Here is a 14,925-nt window from a genome sequence, read left to right as displayed (position 1 = left end):
GGTCCGAAAAGACCTCGCCAAGCCTGGCATGATTCGCACGTAAGCGGCCGGACTGCGGCCGCTTACGTGCTCGTATCAATGAAAATCCCCAGACCATGTGAAAACATAGCCTGGGGATCTTCTGCTGTTGTCAGCAATGAAGAGAACTTATTTCACAAACCCTTCAGTATCGGAGGATTTATTTACCTGCCAGCTGACGCTCGTAAGACTCGATCATCTTCTTAACCATATAGCCGCCTACGGAACCATTCTGTGCAGAAGTCAGGTTGCCGTTGTATCCGTTGGTTAACGGTACGCCGATTTCGTTAGCAACCTCCATCTTGAATTTGTCCATTGCTTCCTTTGCTTCTGGTACGTTTGTTCTGTTAGAATTGTTAGACATAATAAAACGCCTCCTTGTAATTTATTTGCCATGACTTTGTTTGAGTTGTTCATGGCTTGTTTTGTGCTACAATCCTATTATGTGATGATTCAGAAATAATACACTAGAAGGTTTTTCGTAATTTGTTAAAAAATGGGAGTCAATTAAAATTAAATATGAAGTCCTTCTTATTATGGTTGAAGGCTCATGTAAATATAAGACAGGTTCGGAAAGCAGCGCGGTAAATGTGCGTGGAAAGGAATGCAGAGTACAAAACGAGTGAACAATGTTCATTGCAAGCGGTGGACAAAGTGTTATCCTTAGGGAGAAATGACAGGCGGAAATCCACAGCTATCTATATAGAAGAGAGGGAGTTTACAATGGAGAGAAAAACAGCCAGGGTATCGAAGGAACCGGAGGTGAGAAGGCAGGAGATATTGGATACGGCCATGAAGGTTTTTATGGAAAAAGGGTATGAGGCAGCTACCATGAGAGATATTGCGGCGGCTATGAATGTGGTGCCGGGATTGTGCTACCGGTATTTTGAGTCCAAACACGTTTTATATGACACGGTGGTCGAGCAGTATGTAAAAGAGATCACTCTGCCCATGATCCGTGCGCTGGAAGAGGACCAAGGCAAAACGGAAGAATCCCTGGAGCAGTTCCTGGACAGCTTGGAGCAGTTATTCCTTGGCATGGACGGCAGGGAACGGTATCATCATTTTTTTCATAAAAAGGAAAACCGCCACCTTCAGATGCTGCTGTCCATCCGGCTGTGCGAGGCCATATGCCCATATCTGGAAAGCAGGCTTGGGAGAATGAGGGACAAAGGAATGGTGAAAGTGGAGAATCTATCCCTGACCGCGTCCTATCTGCTGTTCGGTGCAGCACCGGTTATTGAAAACGATGGGTTTTCATCTCGGGAAAAAGTGGCTTGTATTAGGCGAATATATGCAAAAGTCCTGAACCCATAAGAGAGAGTCTTGTGGAGTCATAGTTTTTATTGTCACAGACCCCGCCAAGGCGGGATTTCTTTCAAATAATGAATGAACAAAGTTCATTCATTAACGATCCATACAAGGAGGTACTATTATGGAACAATATGCACTGATCACAGGAGCGACCAGCGGCCTGGGGCTGGCCTATGCAAAATGGTTTGCAGGGGAAGGGTATCACTTAATAATCACGGGAAGAAGGAAGGAGGTCATTGAAAGGAGAGCAGATGAAATAAGAAATACATATGGATGCAAGGTGATCGTCATACTGGCGGATCTGGCAGAGGAGACAGGGGTCAGTGAGCTGTTAAATCAATTGGAGGGAAAGGCGATTGATGTACTGGTGAATAATGCGGGATTTGGCCTGTGCACGGAATTTGCCGACACGGATGCGGCGGATATTAAACGGCTGATCTATTTGCAGACCACTGCGGTTGCCAGGATCACCCATCATGTCCTGGGGGGGGATGAAAAGAGAAGGGAGGGGGAGGATCATTAATGTTTCATCGGACGGGGCATTTGCAGTGGTGCCTAAAAATGTGGTCTATGCGGCCACAAAACGCTTTATCGTCACATTGACTGAAGGGCTTCACATGGAACTGGCTGGATATGGTATCCATGTCCAGGCAGTGTGTCCGGGTTTTATTGACTCGGATTTCCATGAGAGCGCGGGTATGAAGGTGGATAAGAGCAGAAAGGGGATGTTTGCTTTTCGCAGGCCGGAAGACGTGGTGAGGGAAGCCATGGAAAGCTTTGCAAAAGGAAAAGTCGTCTGTATACCTGACAGGACGGGGAAATTCATAAAGGCATTGGCGGACTTACTTCCTAAAAAAACATACTACCGGATGGCAGGCGGATTTGCGGCCAGGAGCCTGCAAAAGGGAGGAAAGAGTCTGCAATAGGAACAATAGTAGGCGGTGTGTGGGGCCTGGCACGGAGTTTGGGCGTGTTATCTTGCAACCGGGAAACATGTGTGGTAGAATAAACAATCATAAAGCAGCAGTGGATCATAGTGTTTCCGGTACCACAGCGGGACCGGCCGGGCAGCGAGTCGCTGTCATGGACATGTCATAGCAGGGCCACAAGACCGCAATCTGCTCCGAGGTACAACCGCACATTTCATGTGCACACGCCTGGGGCTTGTACATCTGCGCATCTTACGGTATCCTTTTTCGTATGATCCCTGCTGTTTTATGCTGCATAAAATGAACTGCCACAGATGATACCGGCGATCAATATAATTGCCGCGGATGATACGAGGTTTCAATATGTATGATACAGATTTATGGAAACACTGTACCCCCAGGCACTGCCGGGAAATGATCCTGTCTTTTTCTCTGCTGGAGGGGGAGGAGTGGACCGATGAACGGATCATCTCCTGTCTGTACGCTGTCAGCAATCACACAGAACAGCATTACACCTGTCTTAAGATTCCCAAAAAGGGAGGCGGGGTGCGGCGGGTCATGGCGCCGGACCCTTTGTTGAAAACCATTCAAAGGAATATCCTTCACCATATCCTGGAAGGCTATGAGATCCCCTGCTGTGCAACCGCTTACCACAAGGGCGCCTCCATTCGAGGGAATGCAATGGTCCATTTGGGTCATGAGGTGGTGTTAAAGCTGGATATCAAAGACTTTTTTGGAAGTATTACATTTCCCATGGTGGGGCAAAGGGCATTTGGAAGACAGTATTTCCCCGAGCCCGTGGGGGTTCTTTTGACTTCCCTTTGCTGTTATAACGACCGGCTTCCCCAGGGTTCGCCGGCTTCGGCGGCTGTCTCAAACCTTGTGATGAGACCCTTTGACAGATACATGGCTGCCTGGTGCGGGCAGCGGGAAGTCATATACAGCCGTTACTGTGATGACATGACATTTTCAGGGGATTTTGATGTATCCGAGGTTATGAACAAGGCAAACGGTTTTTTGGGCGCCATGGGGTTTGAATTGAACCGGTCCAAGACAAAGGTCCTTACCAGGCAGGAGCGGCAGACAGTGACCGGGATCGTGGTCAATGAAAAGCTCCAGGTTCCCTCCTCCTACCGCAGGGAACTCAGGCGGGACGTCCATTATTGCCTGAAATATGGGGTACAGGAACATTTAAAGCGCAGGAATGAAAGAACATACCTGGACATGGGAAAGGACGGGGAGACCAGATATCTGATGTCCCTGTCAGGCAAGATCCGTTTTGTACTGTCCGTCAATCCCCAGGACAGATGGTTCAGGGAAGCCGATGACAGAGTGAAACGATTATTAAGATATATGTAAAGAAATCCTCAATCACTTGTGCTATACTGAAATACGATCACAAAGGAGGATGAGAGATGGACTACAGGATTTTGGGAGAGACATTGCCTGCAGTGGAGGTAAGGCTGCAGACAGGGGAAGCAATGTATACACAATCCGGAGGCATGGCATGGATGAGCGATGGACTGGCATTGGATTCCAACATAAAAGGCGGACTGATGAAAGGAATTGGAAGGATGTTTACAGGGGAATCCCTGTTTATGGCAACCTACACAGCCAGCAGGCCGGACTGCTTCATTGCATTTGCATCCACGGTGCCGGGAAAAATACTGCCTGTTGACATGGGAAAAACCAGCCTGATCTGCCAGAAGGGGGCATTTCTCTGCGCACAGCCCACAGTGGAGGTGAGCACGGTGCTTACCAAAAAGCTTTCAGCCGGATTTTTTGGCGGGGAGGGTTTTATCCTTCAGCAGCTTAAGGGCAGCGGCATGGCGTTTTTGGAAGTGGACGGGGATGTGATCGAGCGGACACTGGCGCCGGGCGAGGTGATCAAGGTGGACACAGGTAATGTGTTTGCTTTTGAACCAACGGTATCCTACGAGATAGAGACCATCAAGGGAGTCAAGAATATCCTGTTCGGGGGAGAGGGACTGTTCCTTACCAAGCTTACAGGCCCGGGAAAGATTTACATGCAGACCATGAATATTGCTGAATTTACCGGCAGGATCGCCAAGGGACTTCCCAGCTCTAATTAAGGAAAAAATGTTAAAAAATGCCTAAAACCCCTTGTGTATCTCTGATTTTCATATTATACTTGTTTGGTATGAAATTTGCTGTGACTGGAAAGCAGCAGTTAATGGGAGTTATGAATGAGAGTGATCGCAGGCAGCGCCAGAAGGCTGCTTTTAAAAACAGTGGAGGGAATGGATACAAGACCTACCACTGATAGAACGAAAGAAACATTGTTCAACATGCTGCAGCCCCAGATAGGGGACTGTAAGTTCCTGGACCTCTTTTCCGGCAGCGGCGCCATAGGGATAGAGGCTTTAAGCCGTGGAGCAGCCATGGCGGTGATGATTGAGAATAATCCAAAGGCCATAGAGTGTATCAGGGAGAACCTTGAGAGAACCAAGCTGGAAGACAGGGCATTGGTCATGAATTGTGACGTGCTGGCAGGCCTTAAGAAGCTGGAAGGGCGAAATTACAAATTTGACATGGTGTTTATGGATCCGCCCTACGGCCATGGACATGAACGTCTGGTGCTGGAATACCTGGCCCATTCCGCCATGGTTACGGAGGATACGGTTTTTATAATAGAAGCATCCAGGGAAACGGAGTTTGACTGGCTTAAGGATTATGGCTACCATATGATAAAAAGCAAAGAGTACAAAACCAACAAGCATGTGTTTGCAGGCAGGGGAGAGTAGATGAAGACAGCGGTATATCCGGGCAGCTTTGACCCGGTCACATTGGGACATTATGATATCATTGAACGCACGGCAAAAATGTTTGACAAGTTGATCATCGGGGTATTGAACAATAAGGCAAAATCCCCGTTGTTTTCTGACACGGAACGTGTTAATATGTTAAAGGAAGTGACTGCGTCCCTGCCGAATGTGGAGATACAGTCTTTTGAAGGATTATTGATTGATTTTGTACGCCAGAGCGGCGCAGGCATTGTGGTAAGGGGACTGCGCGCCATTACGGATTTTGAATATGAACTTCAGATGGCACAGACCAACCGGGTGATAGCGCCTGAGATTGATACTATATTTTTGACCACGAACTTAAAGTATTCCTATTTGAGTTCCAGTATTGTAAAAGAGATTGCAGAATATGACGGAGAGATCAGTGAATTCCTCCATCCGGTCATTGCTGACAGGGTAAGGGAGAAGCTGGAGGAAAGACGCCGGGCATAGCCGGGCGGATATTGCCTTTATCAGGATAAGGAGAAGAGTAATATGATGAGTAGAATTGAGCAGTTGATCAGCGAGATTGAAGAATATATTGACAGTTGTAAATTCCAGGCATTATCCAACAGCAAGATCATTGTGAATAAGGAAGAGCTGGAGGAACTGCTGGTAGAACTGCGTCTTAGGATCCCGGATGAGATCAAAAAGTACCAGAAGATCATCAGCCAGCAGGATACCATTTTGGGCGAAGCCCAGGCCCAGGCGGACGCCATGCTGGAGGATGCCAAGAAGCAGGCGGATTCCATGGTGGCCCAGGCCAGCGAACAGACATCGGAGATGATCAATGAGCACGAGATCATGCAGCGGGCATATGCCCATGCGGATGAAGTGGTGCAGCAGGCCAATTACCAGGCTCAGGCCATTGTGGATGCGGCGGTGAATGACGCCAACGGCATCCGTCAGAGCTCCATCCAATACACGGACGACATGCTGCGCAGTCTTCAGACCATCATCAACCACAGTATGGAGGGTGCAAAGGGGCGTTTTGATGCGTTCATGGCGTCCATGCAGTCCAGTTATGATATCGTATCCTCCAACCGCAATGAACTTTCAGGCGGGATCGTCCGTCAGGAAGAACAGGAGATCCAGCAGCCGGAGCAGGAACAGAACCAGATGTAGCCGGATCAGCGCATGACCAGTACATAGAACAGAATACAGGATAATCCGCTGTGCATCAGTTTCCACAGCATATAGTGCCGGATGGAAAGTCCGGCATTTTTTAATACGCTCTTTGTCTGGAAAATACCGGAGCAGCCTCCAAAGGCGGCGGAGCCGATGATGAGCAGAGCGCCGGTCATGCCGGGGACGGACTGGGCAATGGCCTGTATGCCGGTGGTGATCTCCACGGCTCCCAAAAGGGCGGGCCGGACCAGCGGCGGTGTCTGAAAGGGAAATACGGTCAGGTAAAGGGCAAGGATGGAGAAAAGCATGATATAACCGCCTATCTTTGTCATGGTCTCAAAGCAGCCCATCATGTGTTCGTCAAAGGAAAAGGGATACTCCCCGGAATCCTTCTTATCCGATACAGGGTAATCTTTCCTCTTGTAATGATAGCAGTTTCTGGCTAATATGGATATGGGGATGACCGGCAGATACAGGGCCGCTGCCACTGCCCAAAGGGGACAGCCCTGAGAGATACCCGGAATCACCCGGATCTGTGCGATCACATATCCCAGCACAAACATGGGGCTGGGATGATTGCTGATGGCCAGAAGATATTTTCCTTCCTCCGGTGTGATACGGCCGCTGTCCAGGAAGTCGCTGGTGGTCTTGGCCCCCATGGGATAGCCGCATAAGAGGCCGCTCATGAGCACATAGCTCCCCTGCCCGGACAGCTTCAGTATGCCGGACAGGATGGGCCTGAACGGGCCTGTCAGTATATGGATGGCATCCATGGCAACAATGACGCCGGAGCATATCATAAAAGGCAGCAGAGTGGGAAGGACCACGTTTCCCCAAAGCATGATACCCTGCCTGGCACCTTCCAGTGCAAGTCCGGGATTAAACAGCAGCATGAGCAGGCACAGAACGGACAGTATGCCCTTTATGGATTTTTTCATAAGCACCTGAATACAATGATTTATACAATATATTGTAAAGGGTGGCGGGCTATGCCTTTGATTCTTATTTTGATCCTGGCCGTGTTCCAGTGTTCCATTACCAATTATCTGATTATGAATCCGGATTACTACCAGTTGGGGCCCTATACCTGGGAAAGCGATGATTTCAGGTCCATGAAGCTGGGAAATGTAATGGCTGGTCAGAAAACCATTGATTACGATACCCTTACCACGCTCATGATCGAACACGACTATGACCTGACCAGGGTGGAGGACACATCCTGCAGTAACCGTCTCCTTCTGGCCGCAAGGCCAGCGGATTACAGGAAAATGAAACATGCATATGAAACCGTATTGGGGGATCTGAAGTATTTTCCGATTCCCAAAGCTTTAAATGAACAGACGCCGGACGTGGTTTTTGAGGATGGCTGGATGCAGGGGCGCAGCTACGGGACAGATGGGGAGAGCCGGAACCAGAGACATCACGAGGGTTGTGATATCATGGGTTCCAAGATGCCAAGAGGATATTATCCGGTGGTGAGTATGAGCGATGGGGTGGTGGAGCGGATCGGATGGCTGGAAATGGGCGGATGGCGCATTGGAATAAGATGTCCGGGAGGGGCGTATCTGTACTACGCCCATCTCTATGATTACGCAAGGGATTTTCAGGAGGGGGACCAGGTCAAAGCAGGTGAACTGTTAGGTTATATGGGAGACACGGGATACGGAAAGACGGAAGGGACCACCGGGAATTTTGACGTCCATCTGCATCTGGGGATCTATATAAAGACGGACCACAATGAAGAAATGAGTGTGAATCCATTTTGGATCTTAAAATACCTGGAAAAGCGCAGACTGATTTTTACATACTAGAGCGTGTTTGAAAATTCATTCCCGCCATCTGCACGCCCCATATCGCGGGTTATTTGGGCCAAATTCAGTTAGCGTAGCCCACTACGCCGCCTTCATTTGGCCCGAATCCCCCACAAACTGTGACGCGCAGATGTCAGAAAGCAATTTTCAAACACACTCTAGGCTCATTGGGCAGGTTCCGCAGGGATACGGTGGCGCAAACAGGGGAACTGTGGTACAATGTCACACAAAGACGGAAGAAGCAATGGATGAGGAAGAGAAGATGACAGATATAAGCAATCTCCCGGAGAGGTTCCTGGCAGAAATGAAGGAACTCTTGGGAGATGAATACAATGATTACGTGAAAAGCTTTGAGGAGAACTGGAAACCCGGACTTAGGGCCAATACCCTGAAGATCGGCCCGGAGGAACTGAAGGCCATGGTGCCCTGGACAATGGAACCCGTGCCCTGGACAGGCAAAGGGTTTTACTATGGCCAGGAGGATGGGACAAAGGAAAGCGTCAGGCCTTCCAAGCATCCGGCCTATTACTGCGGGCTTTATTATCTCCAGGAGCCAAGTGCCATGACCCCGGCAGCCATGCTTCCTGTGGAGCCGGGAGACAGGGTGCTGGATCTGTGTGCGGCGCCGGGCGGTAAAAGCACGGAGCTGGGGGCCAGGCTTATGGGCCAGGGACTTCTGGTGTCCAATGATATCAGTTATTCCAGGGCCAGGGCTCTTCTTAAGAACCTGGAACTGGCCGGAATCCCTAATATTTGTGTGACCAGCGAGAGCCCGGAAAAACTGGCCCTGGTATGGAGGGGATTTTTTGATAAGATTCTGGTGGATGCCCCCTGCTCCGGGGAGGGAATGTTCCGCAGGGAGGAAGACATGGTAAAGGACTGGACCGTCCATGGCCCATCCTACTATGCACCGCTGCAGCGTCAGATCGCCTGTCAGGCGGTGGATATGTTAAAGCCTGGAGGAATGCTTCTCTACTCCACCTGCACTTTTTCCAGAACCGAGGATGAGGAGAACATTGAGTATATCCTGGACCAATATCCGCAGATGGAACTGTGCGCCCTGGATCTGTCCCGGGTTCCGGGAGCTGTCAATGGAATAGGGCTGGATGGGTGTATGAGGCTGTTTCCCCACCGCGTAAAGGGAGAGGGACATTTTCTGGCATTGCTGCGAAAGAAGGACGGGGAAACGGCTTCACCCCGCCGGACAAGGGAAATCCCCGGCATGTTAAAGCATCAGGAGGAACTGATGGATTTTCTGGAATCCATTTCCGTAACCTTTGACCACAGCCGGATCAGGATACATCAGGACAGTGTTTACTACCTTCCCAAAGGGCTGGAGTGGAACCTGCCTCTTAGGTTTTTGCGCACCGGCCTGCTGCTGGGGGAAGTGAAAAAAGGGAGATTTGAGCCTTCACAGGCCCTGGCCATGGCTCTCAGAGCGGGCCAGTTTAAAACCACAATCCGCCTGGAACCGGAAGATGACAGGGTACTGCGCTATCTGAAAGGGGAGACCCTTACCCTGACCCGGGAGGAAGGGCCGCTAAAGGGATGGTGCCTTGTCTCCATGGGGGATCATCCCATGGGCTGGGCCAAAGGCACGGGTATGAGCCTGAAGAATAAATATTATCCCGGCTGGCGCTGGCAGTAAGGATTTTGGAGCGCTGCAAGGCGGAAGCAGGAGGAATGGTGAAATAGATGGCAGATAAAAACAGACAGAAATCCGGTGTGATGCGCCTGGACAAGTTTCTGGGAGAGATGGGCCATGGTACCCGCAGCCAGATCAAGGACATGGCAAAAAGGGGGCGTATCCAGGTAAACGGACAGGTGGCAAAGGCCACGGACTTAAAGATATGCCCGGACGCGGATCAGGTGACAGTGGACGGAGCATTGGTGGGATATGCAAAAATGGAATATTATATGTTAAATAAACCCCAGGGGGTGGTGTCCGCCAGGACGGACAACCATTACGAGACAGTGGTTGGGCTGATCGGGGATGCTTTGAGGCAGGATCTTTTTCCAGTGGGACGATTGGATGTGGATACGGAGGGGCTTCTCCTGATCACCAATGACGGAGAGATGGCCCATAATCTGCTCTCCCCCAAAAAGCATGTGGACAAGGTCTATATGGCCCGCTTATCGGGAACCCTTCCAAAGGACGCGGCTAAACGCCTGGAGGAGGGGATTTTGTTGGAAGATGGGACCAGGACCTTGCCCGCGAAGTTTGAATACGCGGGGGAAGACAAGGGCCAGGAGGTCCTTCTCACAATCCGGGAGGGAAAATTCCATCAGGTAAAGCGGATGTTTGAAGCTCTGGGATGTCAGGTGGTTTATTTGAAACGCCTATCCATGGGGCCCTTGCGCCTGGATCCGGATCTGGAGCCGGGGGAGTACCGGCCGCTGAGCGAGGAAGAGATACGGAGCCTTAAGGATTGCAGGAACCAGAAAAAGTCTGATTAGTTAAAGAGGAAATGGAAAAAATGAAGTTAAACCAGAAAAAAGCAGTGATATTTGATCTGGACGGCACACTGGTGGATTCCATGTGGATGTGGAAAGCCATTGATGTGGAGTATCTTGCAAGATTCGATCTGGAGTGCCCGGAGGATCTGCAGAAGGAGATTGAGGGCATGAGCTTTTCCGAGACAGCGGCTTATTTTAAAAAGCGCTTCAGTCTGGAGGACTCCCTGGAACAGATCAAGGAAGCGTGGGTACAGATGTCCATTGAAAAATACAAGAATGAGGTGCCTTTAAAACCGGGGGCAAGGGCATTCTTAGATTATATAAGCATGAATGGGATCGTGGCCGGCATTGCCACCAGCAATGGCAGGGCCATGGTGGACGCGGTCTTGGATTCATTGGATATACGCAGGTATTTTAAGGTGGTGACCACGGCCTGCGAGGTGGCGGCAGGCAAACCGGCCCCGGATATCTATCTGAGTGTGGCGGACCGGCTCCATGTGAAGCCCTCAGACTGTGTGGTATTTGAGGATGTGCCTGCGGGAATCCAGGCGGGCAAGAACGCGGGAATGACCGTGTTTGCAGTGGAAGATGCATTTTCCCAGGATATGAGGGAAGAAAAACGGCAGCTGGCGGATTACTATATTAAGGATTATTACGAATTATTGGATGGAGCGGCAGGATGAAAAATGATTATTTACCTATGAACCGGCATGACATGAGCATCCGGGGATGGAAGCAATGTGATTTTGTGTATGTATCAGGTGACGCCTACGTGGATCACCCGTCCTTTGGCACAGCTATCATATCCAGGATGCTAGAAGCCCATGGATATAAGGTGGGGATCATTGCCCAGCCGGACTGGAAGGATAAAAAGAGCATTGAGATACTGGGACGTCCCAGACTGGGATTCCTGGTATCGGCAGGGAACATGGATTCCATGGTGAACCATTATTCCGTGTCCAAGAAGCGCAGGAAAGAGGATTCCTATACCCCGGGCGGCATTATGGGAAAGAGGCCGGACTATGCGGTGGTGGTTTACTGTAACCTGATCCGGTCCGTGTACAAGGATGCGCCGATCATCATTGGAGGGATTGAAGCCAGCCTGCGCCGCCTGGCCCATTATGATTACTGGTCGGGCAAACTGAAACGCTCCGTGCTTCTGGATTCCAAGGCGGACATCATTTCCTACGGAATGGGGGAGCGCTCCATTGTGGAGATCGCAGATGCCCTGGACAGCGGGATCGATGTAAAAGATATCACCTTTATTGACGGCACGGTCTATAAGACAAAGAGCCTGGAGTCAGTGTACGACTATAAACTGCTGCCGGATTACACCCAGCTGTTATTGGATAAAAAGGAATATGCCAAAAGCTTTTATGTGCAGTACAGCAATACGGACCCATTTTCCGGAAAACGTCTGGTGGAACCATATGAGGGAAAGGTGTATGTGGTCCAGAATCCGCCGGCCAAGCCGTTGAGCCGGGAAGAGATGGATGATGTCTATAATCTTCCCTATATGAGGAATTATCATCCATCCTATGAGGAGCTGGGAGGCGTGCCCGCTATACGGGAGATCAAATTCAGCCTGATCAGCAACAGGGGCTGCTTTGGCGCCTGCAGCTTCTGCGCCCTGACCTTTCACCAGGGAAGGATCATCCAGGCCAGAAGCCATGAATCCCTTCTGGATGAGGCAAAGCTTCTCATAGAGGAGCCTGATTTTAAAGGGTATATCCATGATGTGGGCGGCCCCACTGCGGATTTCCGTTTTCCGGCCTGTGACAAGCAGATGACGGCAGGCGCATGCCCCAACCGGCAGTGCCTGTTCCCGGAGCCCTGTAAAAACCTGAAAGCGGACCACACGGATTATATTTCCCTTCTCAGGAAGCTGCGGGCCCTGCCAAAGGTGAAAAAGGTGTTTATCCGCTCCGGCATCCGGTTTGACTATGTGCTGGCTGATCCCAGCAGGAAGTTCCTCCGGGAACTCTGTGAGTTCCATGTCAGCGGCCAGTTAAAAGTGGCGCCTGAACATGTGGCAGACAGGGTGCTTAAGATGATGGGAAAGCCAAAGAATGATGTGTACCGGCAGTTTGCACGGGAATACAAGGAGATGAACGGAAGGCTGGGCAAGGAGCAGTATCTGGTTCCCTATCTCATGTCATCCCATCCCGGTTCTTCCATGAAGGAGGCGGTGCAGCTGGCAGAGTATCTCAGGGATTTGGGTTACATGCCGGAACAGGTGCAGGATTTTTATCCCACGCCCTCCACCATTTCCACCTGCATGTATTATACGGGCTACGACTGCAGGACCATGGAGCCGGTATATGTGCCGGTGAATCCCCATGAAAAGGCCATGCAGCGCGCACTGATCCAGTACCGCAATCCCAAGAATTACGACCTGGTGGCGGAAGCACTGCGCAGCGCGGGAAGGACAGACCTGATCGGGTTTGACAAAAAATGCCTAATAAGGCCAAGGAACGCACAGCCCCTAAGGGACAGAAACGGACAACCTGTTAAAGCCTCTGCCGGTCAGGGGAGCCGTCAGGGCGTGAAACGGCCAAAGAAAGCCATTCGTAACGTTCATAAAAAGAAAGGATCCTGATAAAATGAAAATTGCTGTAATAACCGGGGCATCCTCCGGAATGGGCAGGGAAATGATTATTCAGCTATGGGAGCATTTCAACGGGTTTGATGAGATCTGGATCATTGCCAGGAGAATGGAGCGCCTGGAGGAATTGGACCGTCAGGTGGGAGCGCCTTTGCGCAAATTTGCCCTGGACCTTACAAAGGACAGGGACCTGGGCATACTGGAACGCACCCTTGAGGAGAAAATGCCCCAGGTGAAATTCCTGGTAAATGCCGCCGGGTTTGGAAAGATCGGCGCGGTGGATGAATTGAGCCTCACAGACGAACGTGATATGGTGCGCCTGAATTGTGAGGCCCTGTGCGCGGTGACGCGGATGGTCCTGCCCTATATGACCTGCAACAGCAGGATCATCCAGTTTGCGTCCTCGGCAGCTTTTCTTCCACAGCCCGGTTTTGCCATTTATGCGGCGACCAAATCCTTTGTGCTCAGCTACAGCAGGGCCCTGCACCAGGAACTGAAATCCAGGAATATCTATGTGACGGCAGTATGCCCCGGCCCGGTAAAGACCGAATTCTTTGATATCGCTGAGACGACAGGCGAGATACCTCTGTACAAGCGCCTGGTCATGGCTAATCCCAGACGGGTGGTGGCCAAGGCGATCCGGGACAGCGTGGCGGGGAGGGACATTTCCGTATATGGATTGACCATGAAGGCATTTGATCTGCTTTGCAAGGTCTTTCCCCACCGGTTTATCCTGATGCTGATGGATGTGATCAATTCCAAAGTAAAGGACTGCAAAAGATAAAGGAGACATCACATATGCAGACACTGACAGTGACACCCAATGAAGCCGGACAGCGCATGGATAAGCTTCTTGCCAAATACCTGGATCAGGCCGGAAAAGGTTTTCTCTATAAAATGATGCGCAAAAAGAACATTACTTTAAACGGAAAGAAATGTGACGGCTCCGAACATCTGGCAGAGGGGGATGAGATACAGCTGTTCCTCTCGGATGAGACCATAAGCAAGTTTCAGGGCTCGGCCCTGTCCGGTCCTTTGTTTGGAACCCCGGGCCGAGCCTTACCGGATACTAAAAAAAACAGTTCCGGGAACCTGGATATTGTCTATGAAGACAGCCATATCCTGGTGGTGAACAAGCCTTCGGGTATGCTTTCCCAAAAGGCAAAGGAAGGGGATATGTCCCTGAATGAATATATCCTGAATTACCTGATCGATTCAGGGGGTCTGCCCATAAGCCAGCTGCGGACCTTTAAGCCTTCCATCTGCAACCGCCTGGACCGCAATACCAGCGGCCTGGTGGTGGCGGGAAAATCCCTGGCAGGGCTTCAGATCATGAATGAGGTGTTTAAGGACAGGAGCATACACAAATATTACCAGTGCCTTGTGTCCGGAAAGGTGGAGGGCAAGCAGCTGATCACCGGGTTCCTGAAAAAGAATGAGGAGACCAATACCGTATCCATCTACCCTCTGGAGGTGGAGGACAGTGTGCCGATCATGACGGAGTATCTTCCCCTGGCCGGAAACGACAGGTTTACCCTGTTGAGGGTGACATTGATCACCGGGCGCAGCCATCAGATACGCGCCCATCTGTCATCAATGGGACATCCTATTGCAGGTGACTACAAGTATGGAAGCAGACAGGTAAATGATGACATGAAAAAGAAATACAAAGTCCGGTCCCAGCTGCTTCACTCCTGGAGGCTGGAACTTCCAAAGGAACTTCCGGCGCCACTTGACTATCTTGGGGGAAGGGAATTCATCGCACCTCTTCCCGGTCAGTTTGCCAGGGTTTTAAAGGGGGAAGGGATTGCCGTCACACCAACAGGGAAGCTTTAAAAAGGCAGAAAAAGGATCATTTG

17 protein-coding genes are annotated in these 14,925 nt (G+C 50.5%); 15 read left to right on the top strand and 2 right to left on the bottom strand.

Annotated features, from left to right (window positions below; translation table 11 throughout):
• Positions 1 to 178 precede the first annotated feature (178 nt).
• The gene (locus tag CLFS41_RS02230; RefSeq protein ID WP_347467368.1) at positions 179 to 385 is read right to left on the bottom strand and encodes an alpha/beta-type small acid-soluble spore protein; all 207 of its coding nucleotides are present in this window, start codon (positions 383 to 385) and stop codon (positions 179 to 181) included.
• 356 nt (positions 386 to 741) lie between these two features.
• Here CLFS41_RS02230 and CLFS41_RS02225 point away from each other — a divergent pair, with 356 nt between their 5' ends.
• From CLFS41_RS02225 to CLFS41_RS02195, 8 genes are all read left to right on the top strand, one after another.
• A complete protein-coding gene (locus tag CLFS41_RS02225) occupies positions 742 to 1,335 on the top strand; it encodes a TetR/AcrR family transcriptional regulator (RefSeq protein WP_045091351.1) in 594 nt (197 codons plus the stop codon).
• A 118-nt stretch (positions 1,336 to 1,453) separates the two neighbouring features.
• Positions 1,454 to 1,855 carry an SDR family NAD(P)-dependent oxidoreductase gene (locus CLFS41_RS30955; protein ID WP_278279991.1) on the top strand — a complete coding sequence of 134 codons (402 nt, stop codon included), beginning with the start codon at positions 1,454 to 1,456 and terminating at the stop codon, positions 1,853 to 1,855.
• Entirely contained in the window at positions 1,824 to 2,258 is a 435-nt protein-coding gene (locus CLFS41_RS30950; protein WP_278279990.1) for an SDR family NAD(P)-dependent oxidoreductase, read from the top strand. Before CLFS41_RS30955 ends, CLFS41_RS30950 begins: the two co-directional genes overlap by 32 nt.
• 366 nt (positions 2,259 to 2,624) lie before the next feature.
• Positions 2,625 to 3,620, top strand: a complete 996-nt coding sequence (locus CLFS41_RS02215) for a reverse transcriptase family protein (protein ID WP_007864340.1) — start codon at positions 2,625 to 2,627, stop codon at positions 3,618 to 3,620.
• A 56-nt stretch (positions 3,621 to 3,676) separates the two neighbouring features.
• A complete protein-coding gene (locus CLFS41_RS02210; protein ID WP_007864342.1) occupies positions 3,677 to 4,354 on the top strand; it encodes a TIGR00266 family protein in 678 nt (225 codons plus the stop codon).
• A gap of 114 nt (positions 4,355 to 4,468) precedes the next feature.
• Positions 4,469 to 5,026 (top strand): 16S rRNA (guanine(966)-N(2))-methyltransferase RsmD, encoded by a 558-nt coding sequence (gene rsmD / locus CLFS41_RS02205; RefSeq protein ID WP_007864344.1) that lies wholly within the window; start codon positions 4,469 to 4,471, stop codon positions 5,024 to 5,026.
• Complete coding sequence (coaD, locus tag CLFS41_RS02200; RefSeq protein ID WP_007864346.1) at positions 5,027 to 5,518, top strand: pantetheine-phosphate adenylyltransferase; 492 nt, start codon at positions 5,027 to 5,029, stop codon at positions 5,516 to 5,518.
• A gap of 45 nt (positions 5,519 to 5,563) precedes the next feature.
• Positions 5,564 to 6,190, top strand: coding sequence for a vacuolar family H+-ATPase subunit H (locus CLFS41_RS02195; protein WP_347467365.1), 627 nt, complete (start codon positions 5,564 to 5,566; stop codon positions 6,188 to 6,190).
• Positions 6,191 to 6,195: 5 nt separating this feature from the next.
• On the opposite strand, the gene CLFS41_RS02190 is transcribed toward CLFS41_RS02195, so the two are convergent.
• Positions 6,196 to 7,131, bottom strand: a complete 936-nt coding sequence (locus CLFS41_RS02190; protein WP_045091324.1) for a nucleoside recognition protein — start codon at positions 7,129 to 7,131, stop codon at positions 6,196 to 6,198.
• A 51-nt stretch (positions 7,132 to 7,182) separates the two neighbouring features.
• Here CLFS41_RS02190 and CLFS41_RS02185 point away from each other — a divergent pair, with 51 nt between their 5' ends.
• The 7 genes from CLFS41_RS02185 (at position 7,183) to CLFS41_RS02155 (ending at position 14,902) form a co-directional block, all read left to right on the top strand.
• Positions 7,183 to 8,004: a M23 family metallopeptidase gene (locus CLFS41_RS02185; RefSeq protein ID WP_045091323.1), complete on the top strand. Its 822-nt coding sequence runs from the start codon at positions 7,183 to 7,185 to the stop codon at positions 8,002 to 8,004.
• A 262-nt stretch (positions 8,005 to 8,266) separates the two neighbouring features.
• Complete coding sequence (locus CLFS41_RS02180) at positions 8,267 to 9,652, top strand: RsmB/NOP family class I SAM-dependent RNA methyltransferase (RefSeq protein WP_045091350.1); 1,386 nt, start codon at positions 8,267 to 8,269, stop codon at positions 9,650 to 9,652.
• A gap of 47 nt (positions 9,653 to 9,699) precedes the next feature.
• Positions 9,700 to 10,461 (top strand): pseudouridine synthase, encoded by a 762-nt coding sequence (locus CLFS41_RS02175; protein WP_045091322.1) that lies wholly within the window; start codon positions 9,700 to 9,702, stop codon positions 10,459 to 10,461.
• A gap of 20 nt (positions 10,462 to 10,481) precedes the next feature.
• On the top strand, positions 10,482 to 11,144 hold the full coding sequence (locus CLFS41_RS02170) for an HAD family phosphatase (protein ID WP_007864365.1): 663 nt from the start codon (positions 10,482 to 10,484) through the stop codon (positions 11,142 to 11,144).
• Complete coding sequence (locus tag CLFS41_RS02165) at positions 11,141 to 13,060, top strand: YgiQ family radical SAM protein (protein WP_045091321.1); 1,920 nt, start codon at positions 11,141 to 11,143, stop codon at positions 13,058 to 13,060. Before CLFS41_RS02170 ends, CLFS41_RS02165 begins: the two co-directional genes overlap by 4 nt.
• 4 nt (positions 13,061 to 13,064) lie before the next feature.
• Entirely contained in the window at positions 13,065 to 13,850 is a 786-nt protein-coding gene (locus CLFS41_RS02160) for an SDR family NAD(P)-dependent oxidoreductase (protein ID WP_007864372.1), read from the top strand.
• Positions 13,851 to 13,864: 14 nt separating this feature from the next.
• On the top strand, positions 13,865 to 14,902 hold the full coding sequence (locus CLFS41_RS02155; protein ID WP_045091320.1) for an RluA family pseudouridine synthase: 1,038 nt from the start codon (positions 13,865 to 13,867) through the stop codon (positions 14,900 to 14,902).
• Positions 14,903 to 14,925 lie beyond the last annotated feature (23 nt).

Source organism: Clostridium sp. FS41 (assembly GCF_000954015.1).
GTDB lineage: Bacteria > Bacillota > Clostridia > Lachnospirales > Lachnospiraceae > Enterocloster > Enterocloster citroniae.
This window is presented reverse-complemented; position numbering and strand designations above follow the sequence as displayed.